Origin of the sequence: Campylobacter sp. CFSAN093238 (assembly GCF_012898015.1) — a bacterium.
Taxonomy (GTDB): domain Bacteria; phylum Campylobacterota; class Campylobacteria; order Campylobacterales; family Campylobacteraceae; genus Campylobacter_D; species Campylobacter_D jejuni.
Window position 1 is genome coordinate 377,859 of record NZ_CP040611.1, and the last position, 16,093, is coordinate 393,951.

Below are 16,093 nucleotides of genomic sequence, written 5' to 3' on the forward strand. Positions count from 1 at the left end.
CAAATTTGAAGCATTGTTTAGCCCTGTGTTTTATTTTTTTTCTTTGTGCTTGTAGTGTGAAAAATCAAAATTTTTCGAGTCAAAGCTTGATGGTTTTGATTGCTTCTCCTATGATAAAAATCAATGACGCAGCTTTTTTAAAAAAAGAAAATAATGCTTTAAATTTAGAAGTTTATAAACTAGGGCAAGCTTTTTTTGAACTCAAAATCAAAGATAAAATTTGTATCAATGCAGTGTGTTATGATAAAAAAGTGTTTAATCAAAAATTTTTTAAAAATGTATATTATGATGATATTTTAAGTGATATTTTAAAGGCAAATGCTTTATGGCAGGGTAAAAATTTAGAAAAAACTGATTGTGGTTTTGAACAAAATTTAAAAGCAAAAAATTATGAAATTTTTTATCAAGTTTGTGATAATAAAGTAAGTTTTTTTGATAAAATTTCACATACTAAAATTATCTTAACGCATATTCAAAATTGAAGGATAGAGTTTGAAATTTTTTTTACTGGTATTTTGCTTTGTAAATCTAGCTTTAGCGCAAGTTTATAAAGGTGAATTGTATTTTTATCATTTGCAGGATAAAGAAATTTTTGCCATAGTTTATGATAATGCGCCTATGACTCCACTTTTTGACAGGGATAAAAATCAAACAAGTTCTAGTTTTTTAATTATTGATGATATAAATGGAAATTTAGAGATTCCGCTCGTTAAGACAAATGATTTTTGGCAGGATGAGCGTAAAAAATATAAAATCAATTCTTCTAAAATGCTTACATATGATAATAAAAATTTTCAAGGAGAAAATTTAGGAACAACTACTTTAGAACTTGTCGAAACGCAAGATGGCATTCGTATAAAGCGTAGTCTTGATTTTATAGGTTTTAATGATGATTTTAAAGAATTTCATCCTGTTCATAAGAGTGTATTTAGTTTTGAACAAATTCGCCAAAAGCCTATTTTTTTACAAGATGGAAAAATTAGTTTTGAAGAATGGTATTATTTTTATGAAGATGGTATGAGCCGTGCTATTTTAGAGTTAAATAATTTTGTTTATGATATTAATGCTCACGCATTTGTAAAACTAAATGATTTGTATAATACTGAAAATCAAAAATTTCAAAATCTTTTACATGAGAAGCTTAAAAATACATGTGATGAGTGTTTTGAAGATCTGCAAAATTTACAATTTAATAATAATTTTTTGCTTAATAATGGAAAACTAAAAATTTGTTATCTACCTTTTGAAGGTCATTTTTTAGATGAAAATATTTGCGTAGAATTTAACGAAGATGAGCTTAAGGAATTTAAAAAATAATGGAAAAATTAAAAAATTTTTTAAGTTTGAAAAATATAGAAGATACTCAAATTTATAAAGAGCTTAAGTGTGCTAAAAATGAGGCTTTGATTCTTAGAGAACTTTGTAGAAATTATGTCGTTTCTATTTCTTCTATCAATGCCTTTACTTTATTATCGACAATTTTTGGAAATGATAAGTATCTTTATCTTGATGCTTTGGAGGATTTAAAAAAACTTATCGAAAGAGGTTTTGTAAATCAAAATTCGAGTTTTTTTAAAAGTTTAGAAAATAATAAAACTCAAACATTAACTCTTGCCTTATTGCAAAGTGAGCTTAGTCTAAGTGAATATTTTTTAGAATTTTTAGAAGCAAAACCTCGTTTAAATTTTGAGAAACAAGAGGCTTATGCAGATTATTTAGAATATTTAAAAGATGAATTTGCGCGTATTCAATTATACGAAAGATTAAGTTTTATACAAAAAAGTGCTTATAATAGTGAAATAAAAAATCAAATTAAACTTTATGAAAAACATATCAAAGAAAGACTAAAAAAAAGTAAATTTTATAATGTATTGGCTGATATTTTTAAAGAATACAATCTTGAACATAAAGAACAAATTATTTTTCTAGCACTTTTAAAAGAAGAATACGCCTTAAGTAATGAAAGTTCGATTTCTAGAGAAATGAATTCTTTACTTTCTTTAATCAGTGAAAATGATTTAGAAAGACATAAAAACAAAAAATTATTACAAGAAAATGCTCCTCTTTTAAACTTAATCGAGTATGATGAATATTTAAATGCTTTTGGAGATATTTCTAAAAGTTTTTTTATTATCGATGAAATTTTACAAAGAATTATAAATTTTGAACCAAAACAAAGTAAAAAAATCAAAATTGAAAGTGTTTTAAAAGATCAAGATATTTTCGAGCTTATAGAACCAAGCGCTGACATCAATGATATTATTATGCCTGAAAATACAAAAGAGCTTTTAGAAAATATTTTAAAACAACAAGATAAAAAAGTCCTAGAAAGACTTCATTCTTGGGGTATAAAGAGTAATAAAAATATAGAAGCTAAAATTATTTTTTATGGTCCTGCTGGTACTGGAAAAACTATGTCAGCTTTAGCTATGGCTAAATCAATGAAAAAACCTGTTCTTAGTTTTGACTGTTCTAAAATTTTGAGCAAATGGGTTGGAGAGAGTGAGCAAAATGTAAGAAAAATTTTTGATACTTATAAAAATATCGTGCAAACTTGCAAACAAAGTCCTATTTTACTTCTCAATGAAGCTGATCAGTTTTTAAGTACGCGTGTAGATGGAAGTAGTGGTAGCGATAAAATGCATAATCAAATGCAAAATATATTCTTAGAGCAAATTGAGCGTTTTAGTGGTGTGATTATCGCTACGACAAATTTTTTAGAAAGCTTAGATAGTGCATTTTCAAGAAGATTTGATTATAAGATAGAATTTAAAAAACCTGATTTTAAAGATAGGCTTAAAATTTGGGAAAAATTTCTACCTAAAAAAGCATTATTTGAAAAAGATTTTAATATAAATATTTTATCAAATTATGAATTAAGCGGAGCACAAATTTTAATGGTAGTGAAGAATACAGCTTTGAAAGTAGCTGTATCACAAGATGGGGTTTTTAAAATGCAAGATTTTATAGAAAGTATACAAAAAGAATTAAATTCAAGTTTTGATAAAAGTAAGATTGTTGGATTTTAACTTTTTAATGTTTTTGTATAGCGAACTATAAAATAAAACAAAGCTATAATTAAAGCACTCCATTCCCAAAACATAGGAATTTTTGGGGTTAAAAAATAATGATAACTTGCCAAAATTAAGCATAAATATCCCAGTTTTCTGATTTTACTAAGTTTTTTAAAGATTTTAAAAGAACTTAAAAGCATTAAAAATATGATTAAAAATGCGATAAATCCAATTGCTTCTAATAAACGATGTGAAATATCATCAAAAAGCCTTAAAATTTGAGCATTTCTATCAAAAATAAAATAATTTAAAAAGTGCAAAATCGCCCAAAAAGCTGCAAAAATACCTAAAATTTTAGGATAATTTTTTGTTTTTTTAAATTTAAGTAAAGAAAATAAAAGACTTAAATTTAAAAAGATTAAAGCAAATATTCCGGTGTAAATATAGGCTTCTTTTACAAAATCAAAGGCTTTTATGATATGATAAAAGCCATAGATTAAACTTATGATAAAGCTAAAATAAGCAAGAAATTTAAAGTATTTTGTCTGCATTAAAAATTCACTTTCAAGTCCATGTTTTTATATAAACTTGCCACTTCTTTTTCATAACCATTAAACATTAAAGTAGGCTTGGTAAAGAAGTCTCCTAAAGCCCTTTCGTTAGCTTGAGACCATCTAGGATGAGAAACATTAGGATTGACATTGGCATAAAAACCATATTCACTTGGAGCGTAACTTTCCCAAGTGGATTTAGGCTGTTCTTTAGTAAATTCTATTTTAACTATAGATTTAATACTTTTAAAGCCATATTTCCAAGGAACAACAAGGCGTATTGGAGCGCCATTTTGAGGCTTTAAGGCTTTTTTATACATTCCTACTGCAAGCAAGGTAAGAGGATGCATAGCTTCATCCATGCGAAGTCCTTCTACATAAGGATAGTCTATAGTTGGAAATAAAGCGTCTTGATCGGGAAATTGACTCTTATCTAAAAGAGTGGTGAATTTAACAAATTTTGCCTCGCTTGTAGGTTTTGCCATTTCAATCAAACGACGCAATTCAAAGCCTACCCAAGGTACCACCATAGACCAAGTTTCAACACAGCGAAAACGATAAATTCTTTCTTCTAGTGGAAATTTTAAAATATCTTCCATGCTTAAAGTTAAAGGTTTTTCTATTTCTCCACTGATATCGATTTTCCAATTTTGAGTATTGAAATTTTGTGCCAATGATACAGCCTTTCTTTTATCTGTTGAAAATTCATAAAAATTGACATAATTTGTAGCTAGTTCTTCATCGCTGATTTCAAGTTTGTTTGGATTAGTATCGCTTGTGAAATTTAAAGCAGATAGTTTAGAAGCAAGCACGCTTGAACTTATTAAAGCACCCGCTCCAAGTTTTAAAAAATTTCTCCTTTGTTTATAAAGTTTTTCAGGTGTTATAAGCATAATTTTTCCTTATTAAAAATTTTTATTATTAAACTATAACAATGTTAATACAGGATTAATTTTGTGTGATTTTTTCAAGTTCTATATTGTAGAATATTTCTTCGCAAAATTCTTTATAATGATTAAGTAGTTTAATTTTTGAAGTTTCTTGCATTAGAATTTTAAATTCTAATTTTTTTAATTTTCTAAGTTCATCCTTGAGCTCTTTATCTTTTGAAAACAATAAAAAATATTCTTTAAAGATGAGCTCATAAATTTCAAAAGTTCCATCGACAAGATAATTAATCGCTTTATCAAGATGCCGATTAGAGTCTTTAAAATTTAAAGGATTTAAAACCATGAAACAAAGATGAATCATGGCGAAGTGAAAATATTTAAGATGTTTTTCAGGTAAGGTGAACAAATCGCTTTTTTGAAAATTTTGAAGATTGTTAAAGTCAGAATTCAAGAAATGATAGCCAAAACAGTCATTGATATTTGAAATCAAATTTTTAATTTTTTGTTCTCCATCAAGTTTTTTTCTAAAGGCTACAAAATAAGCGAGAGCCTTGTAAAATATTTGAAAAAATTCAATATGTTTATTTTCTCTTAGACAAATAAGACTTAAATCTTTTGGAGAAGTGGAGTGCTCTTGCATATAATTATAAACTTTCAGGGAAATTTTATTTCTTACCTCAAGCAAGTAGCTCAAGTCTTTTTGTTTTAAAATTTGATAATAAAAAAATATAAAATCTTTAATTAAACCTTTATGATCTTTTTCAAATAATGAAATTTGAAAATCCACGCTAAGAAACTGATTGTAAAGATTAAAGTAATCGCATTCTAATTGTTGATAATTCAATATTTTATCCCACACTTAGCATAAAATTCTTTTAAAGCATGTTCTTTATCAGGCTGAGTTTTAATCCATTCTTCAAAGTGATTACACATATCCCATTCTTTTTGCTGAATTACTTCATAATTTTGCTCTATATCGTTTTCGCTTATATTTTTTCTGTGTATTTTGTTTAAAATTTTTTCACATACAGCCCTAGGATTTTCATTTTTATATATAGGCCTTCCCACAACGATATAATCACTCAAATTTTCTCTAGCCATTGCAAGATTAGCAACACGTTTTTGATCATCATTTGTTTCTCCAAAAGGACGAATTCCAGGAGTAAGGGTTAAGAAATTTGAACTTGTGTGCTCTTTAATTTTTTTGCTTTCAAAAACAGAGCATACCATACCATCAAGTCCATTTTCATAGGATATTTTTGAAAAATTAATTACAGCTTCTTCAATTTTTTGTCTATAAATACTAAAGAAATTTTCTTCATCAAAACTCGTAAGAGCAGAAACTGCTAAAACTAAAGGTCTTTTTGAAAATTTGCTAAGCCGTGTCATAACTTCTTGTATGGCTATTTTTCCAGCACTTGCGTGGATATTGATCATATCAACACCAAGTTTTGATACTTCTTCGCAAGCATCTGCCATAGTGTTGGGAATATCATGAAATTTAAGATCAAGAAATATTTTAAAATCATCAACTTTTTTAAGTTCTTCTATGAATTTAAAACCATCTCTTAAATATGCTCTTAAACCTACTTTTAACCATATGTCTAAATTTTTTAATTCTTTGGCAAGTTGTAAGCATTCTTCTTTTGTAGAAAGATCAAGTGCGACACAAAGCTTCATTTTTTAGCCTTTATTAAGGCATCTAAAACTCCATTTATAAATTTTGGAGAATTGTCATTAGCAAGTTCTTTAGCAAGTTCTATAGCCTCATTGATGACAATGGCGCTAGGAGTATCGGTAAAAAGTAACTCATAAGCTCCAAGTCTTAGTATAGCTCTTTCTACATGTCCTAAAGCTGTAATTTGATTATCATTTAGAAATGAATTTAAGGTTTCATCAATATTGTTTAAATTATCTAAAATTCCATTATATAAATTTAAAGTAAAATTTTTTTGTTCATTGCGTATTTTTTTTTCATCTAAAATTTCATCTACAAAAACGTTGTTTTGAGAATTTAATTCAAAAGCATAAAGTAAGGAGATGACGCTTTGGCGAACTTGATGACGCGTTGCCATTAAAGCTCCTTGCTTAAATTTAACATCTCGATTACAGTTGTCATAGCTTCAAAGCCTTTATTGCCTGCTTTGCTTCCAGCTCTTTCTATGGCTTGTTCTATTGTATCTGTAGTTAAAACACCAAAGCTTACAGGGATATTATGATTTAAACTCACATTGGCTATGCCTTTGGTGGTTTCTGCTGAAACATAGTCAAAATGCGGAGTTGAGCCACGAATTACTGCGCCTACGCAACAAATTGCATCAAATTTTTTGCTTTCTATAGCTTTTTTTAACGCATACGGAAGTTCAAAAGCACCAGGAACAAGTATAAGGCTTAGATTTTCCTCTTTGCCCCCGTGTCTTAAAAAAGCATCTTTTGCTCCTTCTACAAGGCGATCTGTGATGATATGATTAAATCTTGCATTAATGATAGCAATTTTTGTATTTGAGTCTAAATTTAATTTTCCTTCAATAATATTCATTTGTTTTCCTTTATGATATTTTGTATTTCTAGTAATGTATTAACGCAATTTTTAAGGCGTGTAAGATTAAGCATATTAGGTCCATCGCATAAAGCCTCGCAAGGATTAATATGTGTTTCAAAGAAAAAGCCATCTATGCCTACGGCTGCTGCCGCTCTTGCTAAAGGTTCTACAAATTCGCTTTTCCCTCCGCTACTTCCACCTGCAGCCCCTGGCATTTGTACGCTATGGGTAGCATCAAAAATAACTGGAGCAAATTCACGCATGATAACTAAAGAACGCATATCTACTACTAAATTTCCATAGCCAAAGCTAGCCCCTCTTTCAGCTACAAAAACACCATTTCTTTGAGCAGCTTCATAGCCTTCATCTTCTATACCACGGGTTTGTAGAACTTTTTTAACGCTGTATTTGATATCGCTTGGGTTTAAAAATTGTCCTTTTTTGATATTAATTTTTGCCTTAGTTTTTGCTGCGGCTACAAGTAAATCGGTTTGACGACATAAAAAAGCAGGAATTTGCAAGACATCAGCTACTTCACTTACAGGGTTTGCTTGATTGCTTTCGTGTATATCGGTTAAGATTTTCATACCAAATTCATCTTTTACGCTTTGTAAAATTTTTAATCCTTCTTCAAGACCAGGACCTCGAAAAGAATTAATACTTGTGCGATTGGCCTTATCAAAACTTGATTTGAAATAAAATTCTATATTTGGATTTTCATTAAAATTTTTTAACTGTTCAGCAACTTTAAAAATCAAATCTTTGCTTTCTATCACGCAAGGACCAGCAATGAGTATCATTTTTTTCATTTTTTTCCTTTGTTCTTAACTAAAATTAATCCACCAAAAATAATGCCTATTATACCTAAAAAAACCATAGTACTTGGTAAATTATCTCCCAAAATTATCCCAACTATCATACTAAATACTACATCAAGATAACTAACTCCGGCAACCACTCCTGCTTGTTTAGCGATACCATAAGCTTTAGTGACATGAATTTGATAAATGGTGCCTAAAGTTCCCATAATGGCAATGATAAGCCAAGCTGCAAGACTTGGCATCACAAAAGGCGCTAGAATGAAATCTAAATGTAAAGAATCAAGATGCTGTGGTTCAAAAAATTCAGCACTGATCATAGAAATTAAAGGCATTAAGGTTCCTAAAAGGATAAAAGAAAAGGCAATTTGTTCTGTAGTGTAAGATTTTCTAAGTTCTCTTACACTTGTAAGAGCTAAAGCGGCTAAAAATCCACTCGTGATACCTATAACTGAATTTTTTAAATCAAAGCCTGAATGATTTAAATTATGAGCCCAAGGCTGAGCGATTAAAAGTACTCCACCAAATGCTATTAAAATTCCTATCCAGCCTTTGATACCAATATTTTCTTTAAAAACAACAAAAGCTATTAAAGTAATAAAAATAGGAGCAGTTTTTTGAAAAGCAAAAGCTCCACCTAGTGTAATATTTGAAACATTATAGAAAAACATATATAGTGAAAGCGTGCCTACTACTCCACGAAATACCAAGAGCCAAAAATGTCCCCCTTCTTTATGCGCCTTAGATCGTTTTAAAAGATAGACTATGAAAAAAATTCCTATGATATTTCTAAAAAACATAATTTCTATAGAACTCATTTCCTTGCTAAGAATTTTTGCACAAGCTCCCATAAGTGCAAAATCCAAACATGCTAAAATCATGAAATAAATTCCTAAATTATGCTTGATTACTTTTAGCATTTTTTTCCTTGACTAAAATCTGGGTTAATTCTAGTCTTTTTTTGCTTAATATTAAGCCAAATTTTATATAATTTTAAAAATATAATTTTCTAGGAAAAAAATGCAAAGCATCATACTTATAGGCAAGCCAAATGTTGGTAAATCAAGCCTTTTTAATAGAATGGCAAGACAAAGAATAGCTATTACAAGTGATATTTCAGGTACAACTAGAGATACAAATAAAACGCAAATTCATATTCATTCAAAAAAAGCCATGCTTATTGATAGTGGAGGGCTTGATGAAAGTGATGAACTTTTTAAAAATGTGAAAAAAAACACTTTAAAAGTAGCCAAAGAAAGCGATATCATACTTTATCTAGTTGATGGGAAATTAGCGCCTGATGATGAGGATAGACAATTTTTTTATTCTTTAAAAAAACTTGGAAAACCTATAGCCTTAGTGATTAATAAAGTAGATAATAAAAAAGATGAAGAAAGGGCTTGGGAGTTTGCAAATTTTGGTATAAAGGAAATCTTTAATCTTTCAGTAACCCATAATGTAGGCTTAGATGAACTTTATGAATGGCTTGAAAAATTTTTACATGAAGAGTTTTTAATCCCCGATGAAGAAGAAAATTTAGAAGATTTTTTAGAGTATTATGAAGAAGGAAAAGAATTTCAATTTAAAGAAGTCGATCAAAATCATATCAGAGTGGGTATTGTAGGGCGTGTAAATGTTGGAAAATCAAGTCTTTTAAATGCTTTGGTTAAACAAGAACGCAGTGTTGTAAGTTCTATTGCAGGAACTACTATAGATCCTGTTAATGAAAGTGTAGTTCATAAAGATAAAGTGATAGAATTTGTTGATACTGCAGGTATTAGAAAAAGGGGTAAAATTCAAGGACTCGAACGCTTTGCCCTAAATCGCACGGAAAAAATTTTATCTCATTCTCAAATAGCACTTTTGGTTTTAGATGCGCATGAGGGCTTTAACGAGCTTGATGAACGCATTGCTGGGCTTGTGGCTAAGCATTATTTGGGTGTGATTATTGTTTTAAATAAATGGGATAAAAGTGAGATGGATTTTGATAAGACTGTAAAAGAATTGCGTCTTGATCGTTTTAAATTTCTAGCTTACGCACCCGTGATTAGCGTATCAGCTTTAAGTGGAAAAAGGGTGCATGTTTTACTCGATAAAATTTTGCAAATTTTTGAAAATTTCACTCAAAAAATCCAAACTTCTAAGCTTAATATCTTGATAGAAAATGCCACAAGAGCACATCCTTTGCCGCATGATTATGGGAAATTGGTTAAAATTTATTATGCAGTACAATATGACTTAGCACCGCCAAAAATTGCACTTATTATGAATCGTCCTAAGGCCTTGCATTTTAGCTATAAGCGTTATTTACAAAATCAAATCAGAAAAGAATTTAATTTTGAAGGTGTGCCTTTAGTGATTGCTTCGCGTAAAAAGGGCAGTAAAGAAAATGATGAAAGCTAAAAATATCGTTTTTATAGGATTTATGGGTTCTGGAAAAAGCACTTTAGCAAGAGCTTTAGCTAAGGATTTAGATCTTGTTTTTTTAGATAGTGATTTTTTAATAGAACAAAAATTTAATCAAAAAGTCAGTGAAATTTTTGAACAAAAAGGGGAAAATTTTTTTAGAGAACAAGAGCAAAAAATGGCTGATTTTTTCAGTTCTTGTGAGAAAACTTGTATTGCTACAGGTGGGGGTTTTGTTAATGTTTCAAATTTAGAAAAAGCAGGTTTTTGTATTTATTTAAAAGCAGATTTTGAATATTTAAAAAAGCGTTTAGACAAAGATGAAATTTCTAAAAGACCTTTATTTTATGATGAAATTAAAGCAAAAAAATTATATAATGAGCGTTTAAGCAAGTATGAACAAAAGGCAAATTTTATTTTAAATATAGAAAATAAAAATATAGATGAGCTTTTAAGCGAGATTAAAAAGGTGATAAAATGAGAGTATTAACAGGCCTTCAGCCAAGTGGCGATTTGCATATAGGTAATTATTTTGGTGCGATTAAGCAAATGGTAGATGCACAAGAAAAAAGCCAAATGTTTATGTTTATTGCTAATTATCATGCCATGACTTCTTCTCAAGATGGAGAAAAACTTAAACAAAATTCCTTAAAAGCTGCTGCGGCTTTTTTAAGCCTTGGTATAGATCCTCAAAAAAGCGTTTTTTGGTTGCAAAGTGATGTTAAGGAAGTTATGGAGCTTTATTGGATTTTATCGCAATTTACTCCTATGGGTTTATTAGAGCGTGCACATAGTTACAAGGATAAAGTTGCTAAGGGACTTAGTGCTTCACATGGGCTTTTTTCTTATCCTGTTTTAATGGCGGCAGATATTTTACTTTTTGATACACGAATTGTCCCTGTAGGAAAAGATCAAATCCAGCATGTTGAAATCGCACGCGATATTGCTTTAAAAATTAATAATGAATGGGGTGAAATTTTTACCCTTCCAGAAGCGAGAGTTAATGAAGAAGTAGCTGTGGTTGTGGGTACTGATGGAGCAAAAATGAGTAAATCTTATCAAAATACTATAGATATTTTTAGCAGTGAAAAAACCTTAAAAAAACAAATTTCTTCCATAGTTACAGATAGTACCGCTTTAGAAGATCCAAAAGATCATGAAAACTGCAATATTTTTAAAATCGCAAAGCTTTTTTTAGATGAATCAGGGCAAAAAGAATTACAAATACGCTATGAAAAAGGTGGTGAGGGTTATGGACATTTTAAAATATATTTAAACGAGCTTGTAAATGCTTATTTTAAAGAAGCAAGAGAAAAATATAATGAGCTTTTAGAAAAGCCTTCGCATTTGAAAGAAATTTTGGATTTTGGTGCGACAAAAGCAAGAAAAATCGCCCAAGAAAAAATGCAAAAAATTTATGAAAAAATCGGACTTTAAGGAGTAGAAAATGCTAGATTTAAAAAATTTGCAAAATAATTTTGATGAAGTAGCTAAAAAGTTAAAAAATAAAAAAGTTGATGAAAATATCTTAAAAAAACTTGCTGAACTTTTTGCAAGTTTAAAAAAAGAAAAAATAGCCTTGGAAGAATTTCAAGCTTTTCAAAATAAATTCAGTAAAGAGCTTGCTACAGCCGAAGATAAAGAAAGTTTAAAAGCAAAATTAAGCGAAAATAAAAGCAAAATTAATGAGCAAAGCGCTAAAGTAAATGCTTTAGAAAATGAGCTTGAGGAAATCGCTCATGCCATCCCAAATATCCCTGATGAATGTGTGCCTGTGGGTGAAGATGAAAATGAAAATGTGGAGCTTAAAAAAGTTTTAAATCCACCTAGCTTTGATTTTACTCCAAAAGAACATTTTGAATTAGGCGAGAGTTTAAATTGGCTTGATTTTATGCGTGGGGTAAAAATTTCACAAAGTCGTTTTTGTGTGCTTAAAAATGAAGGAGCTTTATTAAGCCGTGCTTTGGTAAATTATATGATAGATTTTAATAGAAGTCGTGGATTTGAATTTGTTAATGTACCTTTTTTGGTAAATGGTGCTACTATGTTTGGGACGGGTCAGTTGCCAAAATTTAAAGAAGATATGTATAAGGTAGATGATGAGGATTTGTATTTGATCTCAACTTCTGAAATTCCAGTAACCAATCTTTACAGCGGAGAAATTTTAGCGAGTGAAACTTTACCGATAAAAATGACTTGTTATAGTGCTTGTTTTAGAAAAGAAGCAGGCAGTGCAGGGCGTGATACAAGGGGTATTATAAGACAACACCAGTTTGAAAAAGTAGAGCTTGTAAGTATCACTAAACCTGAGCAAAGTGATAGTGTGTTTAATGAAATGCTTGAGTGTGCAAGTGATTTGCTGAGTTCTTTAGGTTTAGCGCATAGACATTTGATGCTTTGCACTGGAGATTTGGGTTTTAGTGCAGCAAAAACTGTAGATCTTGAAGTGTGGCTTCCAGGACAAAATAAATATCGTGAGATCAGCTCGGTTTCAAATTGTCGTGATTTTCAAGCAAGACGCGCTAAAATTCGCTATAAAAACGAACAAGGAAAAAATGAACTCGTCCACACTCTTAATGGCTCATCTTTGGCAGTAGGAAGAACCTTGGTAGCGATTATGGAAAATTATCAAGATAAAGAAGGAAAAATTCATATTCCTGATGTTTTGAAAAAATATTTTTAAAGAGTATAGATGGCTGAACAAGAAGATATAATACTAGAAAAACCCGAAGATGGCTTAAATCAACCAAGACTTGATGAGAGTTTAGAGGGATTTAAGGGGCAAGAGGGGCAAGCTCCAGAAGATGAAGAATTTGCATCATTGCCAGAAGAATTACCTCAAGAAAATAGTGATAGTGGTTTTAAATTTACAAGAGAAAGTGCGCCTGAAGATGTATCAACTTTTGAAGAAGTTGAAAGTCAAGAGCCTACGCCTTGGTATAAAGATCGTAAGTTTATGTCTCTTGTGGGTTTATCTTTGGGGATTATTTGTATTTTAGTTTTTACACTTTTTTATTTAACTTTTAGTGAAGGAAAAATTAAACCAGATATTATAGCTTCTAAGCCTTTAGAACAACCTGTTGTTATGCCTGATGAATCATATAAATACAATGATATGCAAAGAATTGATGGTATGATCCAAAAAGCAAATGCTTTATATTTAAAGGGTGAGGTTGAACAGGCTTTAAAAGTTTATGAGCAAGTTGCCGTATATAACGAATCTTTATCTAATTATAATTTAGGCGTTTCTCAAATGAATGAGAATAAATTCCAAGAAGCTTTTGAAAGCTTCAAGAAAGCTATAGCCAATGGAGAAAATCAAAGTGTAGCTGCTATCAATGCTGCTGTTTGTGCTTTAAAGCTTAATGATAAGGAAAAATTTAGATATTATATTGATTTAGCTCAAGTGTATCTTCCAAAAGAAGGAAAATCAAAATTATATGATTATTATTTAAGCTTGATTAATTATTACAAAGGATATTACCCTGAGGCCTTACAAATGTTACAAAGAACAGATGTGGAGCCGTATTCTGATGTTGCAAAGTATTTGTCTGCTAAAATTTATGCAAAAATGGACTTTGATTCCAAGGCTATACAGCAATTAAATTCTCAAGGCAATTTTGAATCTAGTTTATCTTTAGGTCTTTTATACGCTAGAATAGGAGAATATGCTAAAGCTAAAGTCGCTTTAAGTACAGCGATGAAAATTGAAAGAGATTCTAATCAGAGTTTGGCGGCTTTAACATTGGTTGATATTAAAACAGGAAATTATCAAGATATGTTAGCGCGCTTGCAAAATTCTTATGATAACGATAAAGATAGATATAAGATTTTAGATACTTATAAAATTCAAGTTCGTTTAAATAAGGATCTTTTTAATATAGCAGTTGCTCAAAATTCTTTTTCAAAAGATTTGCTAAAAAAACAAAAAGATCAATTCGATTTGCTTTTTTATTTTGCACCTTATCAGGTTTTTGATAGTAAGCAGGCTGCTTTATATATTAAAAAAGCTAATGTTACAGATTTCGTTGATGATAGTACTGATGTGGGAATTTATCTTAATATAAGCAAGGCTCTTTCATCTACCAATGTAAAAATTGCCAATATTATTAACTATGCATTAAATCAGAAGTTACGCCTTGCTAACCAAGAATTTCAAAAACTTATCAAGGATTATCCAGAACATAGTATTTTACATTATAATTTGGCTTTAACTTATGCCCAAATGCAAAATTATGAACTTGCTTATAAGCATTTTTCAAGTTCATATCATCTTAATCCTAAAAATTACTTAGCAGGTGCTTTTGCTATGTTTTGTGCAAAATTAATTGATATTGATACAACTAAACTTTACAATGAAATTCTTGATAATATAGCTGCTGATTCTAATTTTAAAGCTAATATGCAAAAAAGTATGTTATTTTTAGTTAATAATAATTATATTTCTATACTTCCTTATTTAGATGAAACAAAAAAAGATACGCCTTTGAGTTTGATTTTTGAAGCTATTGTTGCTAAAAATAATAACCTTAATAATCAAGTAGATGTGAAAATTGCTAAATTGCGTTCAGAGTTGCCTGAAGATATTTTGGCAAATATTTTGTATTTTAATTCTTTAAATTCAAATTTAAATATTAAAGAATATGCTCAAAATGCTCAAATTCATTTTAAAAATTTAAAACTTGATTATCGTAGTGTTTTTGGTGGGCCAAATATAGCTAGGGAATTTTATGTTAATTTAATGCATATTGCAGGGCTTTTAAATTTAGAAAGACAGAAATTTAAAGAGTTGATTAATGTTTCAGGAGCAAAAGATGAGGGTATTTTACAAACTTTAGCTTATTTGGATATTTTTGCACAGCAATACGAGGAGGCTTATGCGCTTTATAATTCTTTGATTGATGATTATGGAGCTAAAGATACTAAAACTTTATTTTTAGCAGCCGTAGCAGCCGTAGGTGCAAATAATCCAAATTCAGCTATAGCGCTTTTGCAGCTTTCTAAACTTACAGATAAAAATAACAAAGAGAGTAAAGCAGCTCTTGGTATGTTGTATCAAGAAGTAAAGAACTATGAAGCTGCGATATCTCAGTATAAAACTTTACCTAATAATTTTAAGAGTGAATTTTTTACTTTTGATATTAATAACAACTAAAAATGCTTAGAAATTTCTAAGCATTTTTAGTTAAGCTTGAAGATCTAGAGTTTTTCCGCCTAGTTCATCGATGCGATCGCTAACTTTTTTAAGTGCCGCATCTATTGTATCTTGACTGATTTGAGGAAGTTCTCCACCCCACATTTTTTCTGCTTGCTCAAATCCTTTTTTCATACCTTCAAGACCTTTTTTTAATTTTTCAACATCATCGCCACCGCCTTTAATAACAAAATCCGCGATGCGATTGGCTGTATTTTCCACTCCAAAAAAACCATCTTCACTTACAAGTTGTTGAAGTTCATCTGTATTCATATCAAGTGGATTTTTGCCACTGTAGCCTAAGGATGCAAAATCAATATTTGTAAGTATAGATTTCGCAGCATCTAAATTGGCACCATTTAAAAGACTATCTAGTCCAGTTTGGGCATTGCTCGAACCTATTACAGCATTCATTGTTTGCTGTTGAAACTGAACTAGGTAAATTTGTGTAATGCCTTTTCCACCAAGTGCATTTAATTTTTCAAGGGTATTTTTATCTACATCCTTGCTAGAATTAGCACTTTGAACATTTTTGTCTTTTGTGTTTTCCTTAGCATCATCTGCCTTCTTATTGCTAACTTGTGTTTGTGCCATGCTAGCGATATTTGAAAAAGTATTCACTTGCATATTTGCTCCTTTGTGTGAGGCTTTAATTTATATCGACTTTTGACTTAAAAA

Annotated in this window: 17 protein-coding genes; 8 read left to right on the forward strand and 9 right to left on the reverse strand. The window is 30.0% G+C overall.

Annotated elements, in window-relative coordinates; genetic code table 11:
* Nucleotides 1-5: 5 nt before the first annotated feature.
* Genes FBF21_RS02040 through FBF21_RS02050 form a run of 3 tightly spaced genes read left to right on the forward strand, consistent with a single transcriptional unit; the run spans nt 6 to nt 3,029 of the window.
* Nucleotides 6-482, forward strand: a complete 477-nt coding sequence (locus FBF21_RS02040; protein ID WP_002854442.1) for a hypothetical protein — start codon at nt 6-8, stop codon at nt 480-482.
* A gap of 10 nt (nt 483-492) precedes the next feature.
* Nucleotides 493-1,317, forward strand: a complete 825-nt coding sequence (locus tag FBF21_RS02045; RefSeq protein WP_002869746.1) for a hypothetical protein — start codon at nt 493-495, stop codon at nt 1,315-1,317.
* Nucleotides 1,317-3,029, forward strand: coding sequence for an ATP-binding protein (locus FBF21_RS02050; RefSeq protein WP_002869747.1), 1,713 nt, complete (start codon nt 1,317-1,319; stop codon nt 3,027-3,029). Before FBF21_RS02045 ends, FBF21_RS02050 begins: the two co-directional genes overlap by 1 nt.
* Here FBF21_RS02050 and FBF21_RS02055 read toward each other — a convergent pair.
* Genes FBF21_RS02055 through FBF21_RS02090 form a run of 8 tightly spaced genes read right to left on the reverse strand, consistent with a single transcriptional unit; the run spans nt 3,026 to nt 8,735 of the window.
* Complete coding sequence (locus FBF21_RS02055; protein ID WP_002858705.1) at nt 3,026-3,565, reverse strand: sulfite oxidase heme-binding subunit YedZ; 540 nt, start codon at nt 3,563-3,565, stop codon at nt 3,026-3,028. The two genes, FBF21_RS02050 and FBF21_RS02055, sit on opposite strands and share 4 nt — an antisense overlap.
* Nucleotides 3,565-4,458 (reverse strand): protein-methionine-sulfoxide reductase catalytic subunit MsrP, encoded by an 894-nt coding sequence (gene msrP / locus FBF21_RS02060; protein WP_002858649.1) that lies wholly within the window; start codon nt 4,456-4,458, stop codon nt 3,565-3,567. The genes FBF21_RS02055 and msrP overlap by 1 nt, the downstream gene beginning before the upstream one ends.
* Nucleotides 4,459-4,513: 55 nt before the next feature.
* A complete protein-coding gene (locus FBF21_RS02065) occupies nt 4,514-5,299 on the reverse strand; it encodes a hypothetical protein (RefSeq protein WP_002824766.1) in 786 nt (261 codons plus the stop codon).
* Complete coding sequence (gene pyrF / locus FBF21_RS02070; protein WP_002869748.1) at nt 5,296-6,135, reverse strand: orotidine-5'-phosphate decarboxylase; 840 nt, start codon at nt 6,133-6,135, stop codon at nt 5,296-5,298. The genes FBF21_RS02065 and pyrF overlap by 4 nt, the downstream gene beginning before the upstream one ends.
* Nucleotides 6,132-6,530: a transcription antitermination factor NusB gene (gene nusB / locus FBF21_RS02075; RefSeq protein ID WP_002824771.1), complete on the reverse strand. Its 399-nt coding sequence runs from the start codon at nt 6,528-6,530 to the stop codon at nt 6,132-6,134. The genes pyrF and nusB overlap by 4 nt, the downstream gene beginning before the upstream one ends.
* Complete coding sequence (ribE, locus tag FBF21_RS02080; RefSeq protein WP_002854278.1) at nt 6,530-6,994, reverse strand: 6,7-dimethyl-8-ribityllumazine synthase; 465 nt, start codon at nt 6,992-6,994, stop codon at nt 6,530-6,532. The genes nusB and ribE overlap by 1 nt, the downstream gene beginning before the upstream one ends.
* A complete protein-coding gene (kdsA, locus tag FBF21_RS02085) occupies nt 6,991-7,806 on the reverse strand; it encodes a 3-deoxy-8-phosphooctulonate synthase (RefSeq protein ID WP_002858652.1) in 816 nt (271 codons plus the stop codon). Before kdsA ends, ribE begins: the two co-directional genes overlap by 4 nt.
* The gene (locus FBF21_RS02090; RefSeq protein ID WP_002860282.1) at nt 7,803-8,735 is read right to left on the reverse strand and encodes a DMT family transporter; all 933 of its coding nucleotides are present in this window, start codon (nt 8,733-8,735) and stop codon (nt 7,803-7,805) included. The genes kdsA and FBF21_RS02090 overlap by 4 nt, the downstream gene beginning before the upstream one ends.
* A 100-nt stretch (nt 8,736-8,835) precedes the next feature.
* On the opposite strand from FBF21_RS02090, the gene der reads away from it, so the two are divergent.
* The 5 genes from der to pflB are packed head-to-tail and all read left to right on the forward strand — an operon-like array spanning nt 8,836 to nt 15,376.
* Nucleotides 8,836-10,218 (forward strand): ribosome biogenesis GTPase Der, encoded by a 1,383-nt coding sequence (gene der / locus FBF21_RS02095; RefSeq protein ID WP_002869749.1) that lies wholly within the window; start codon nt 8,836-8,838, stop codon nt 10,216-10,218.
* Nucleotides 10,205-10,702, forward strand: coding sequence for a shikimate kinase (locus tag FBF21_RS02100; RefSeq protein ID WP_072227258.1), 498 nt, complete (start codon nt 10,205-10,207; stop codon nt 10,700-10,702). Before der ends, FBF21_RS02100 begins: the two co-directional genes overlap by 14 nt.
* On the forward strand, nt 10,699-11,658 hold the full coding sequence (gene trpS, locus FBF21_RS02105; protein WP_002860279.1) for a tryptophan--tRNA ligase: 960 nt from the start codon (nt 10,699-10,701) through the stop codon (nt 11,656-11,658). The genes FBF21_RS02100 and trpS overlap by 4 nt, the downstream gene beginning before the upstream one ends.
* A gap of 10 nt (nt 11,659-11,668) precedes the next feature.
* Nucleotides 11,669-12,904, forward strand: a complete 1,236-nt coding sequence (gene serS, locus FBF21_RS02110; protein WP_002858681.1) for a serine--tRNA ligase — start codon at nt 11,669-11,671, stop codon at nt 12,902-12,904.
* Between the two features lie 9 nt (nt 12,905-12,913).
* On the forward strand, nt 12,914-15,376 hold the full coding sequence (pflB, locus tag FBF21_RS02115) for a motility protein PflB (RefSeq protein WP_168985429.1): 2,463 nt from the start codon (nt 12,914-12,916) through the stop codon (nt 15,374-15,376).
* A gap of 30 nt (nt 15,377-15,406) precedes the next feature.
* Here pflB and FBF21_RS02120 read toward each other — a convergent pair whose 3' ends face one another.
* Nucleotides 15,407-16,042: a hypothetical protein gene (locus FBF21_RS02120; protein WP_002869936.1), complete on the reverse strand. Its 636-nt coding sequence runs from the start codon at nt 16,040-16,042 to the stop codon at nt 15,407-15,409.
* Nucleotides 16,043-16,093: the final 51 nt, after the last annotated feature.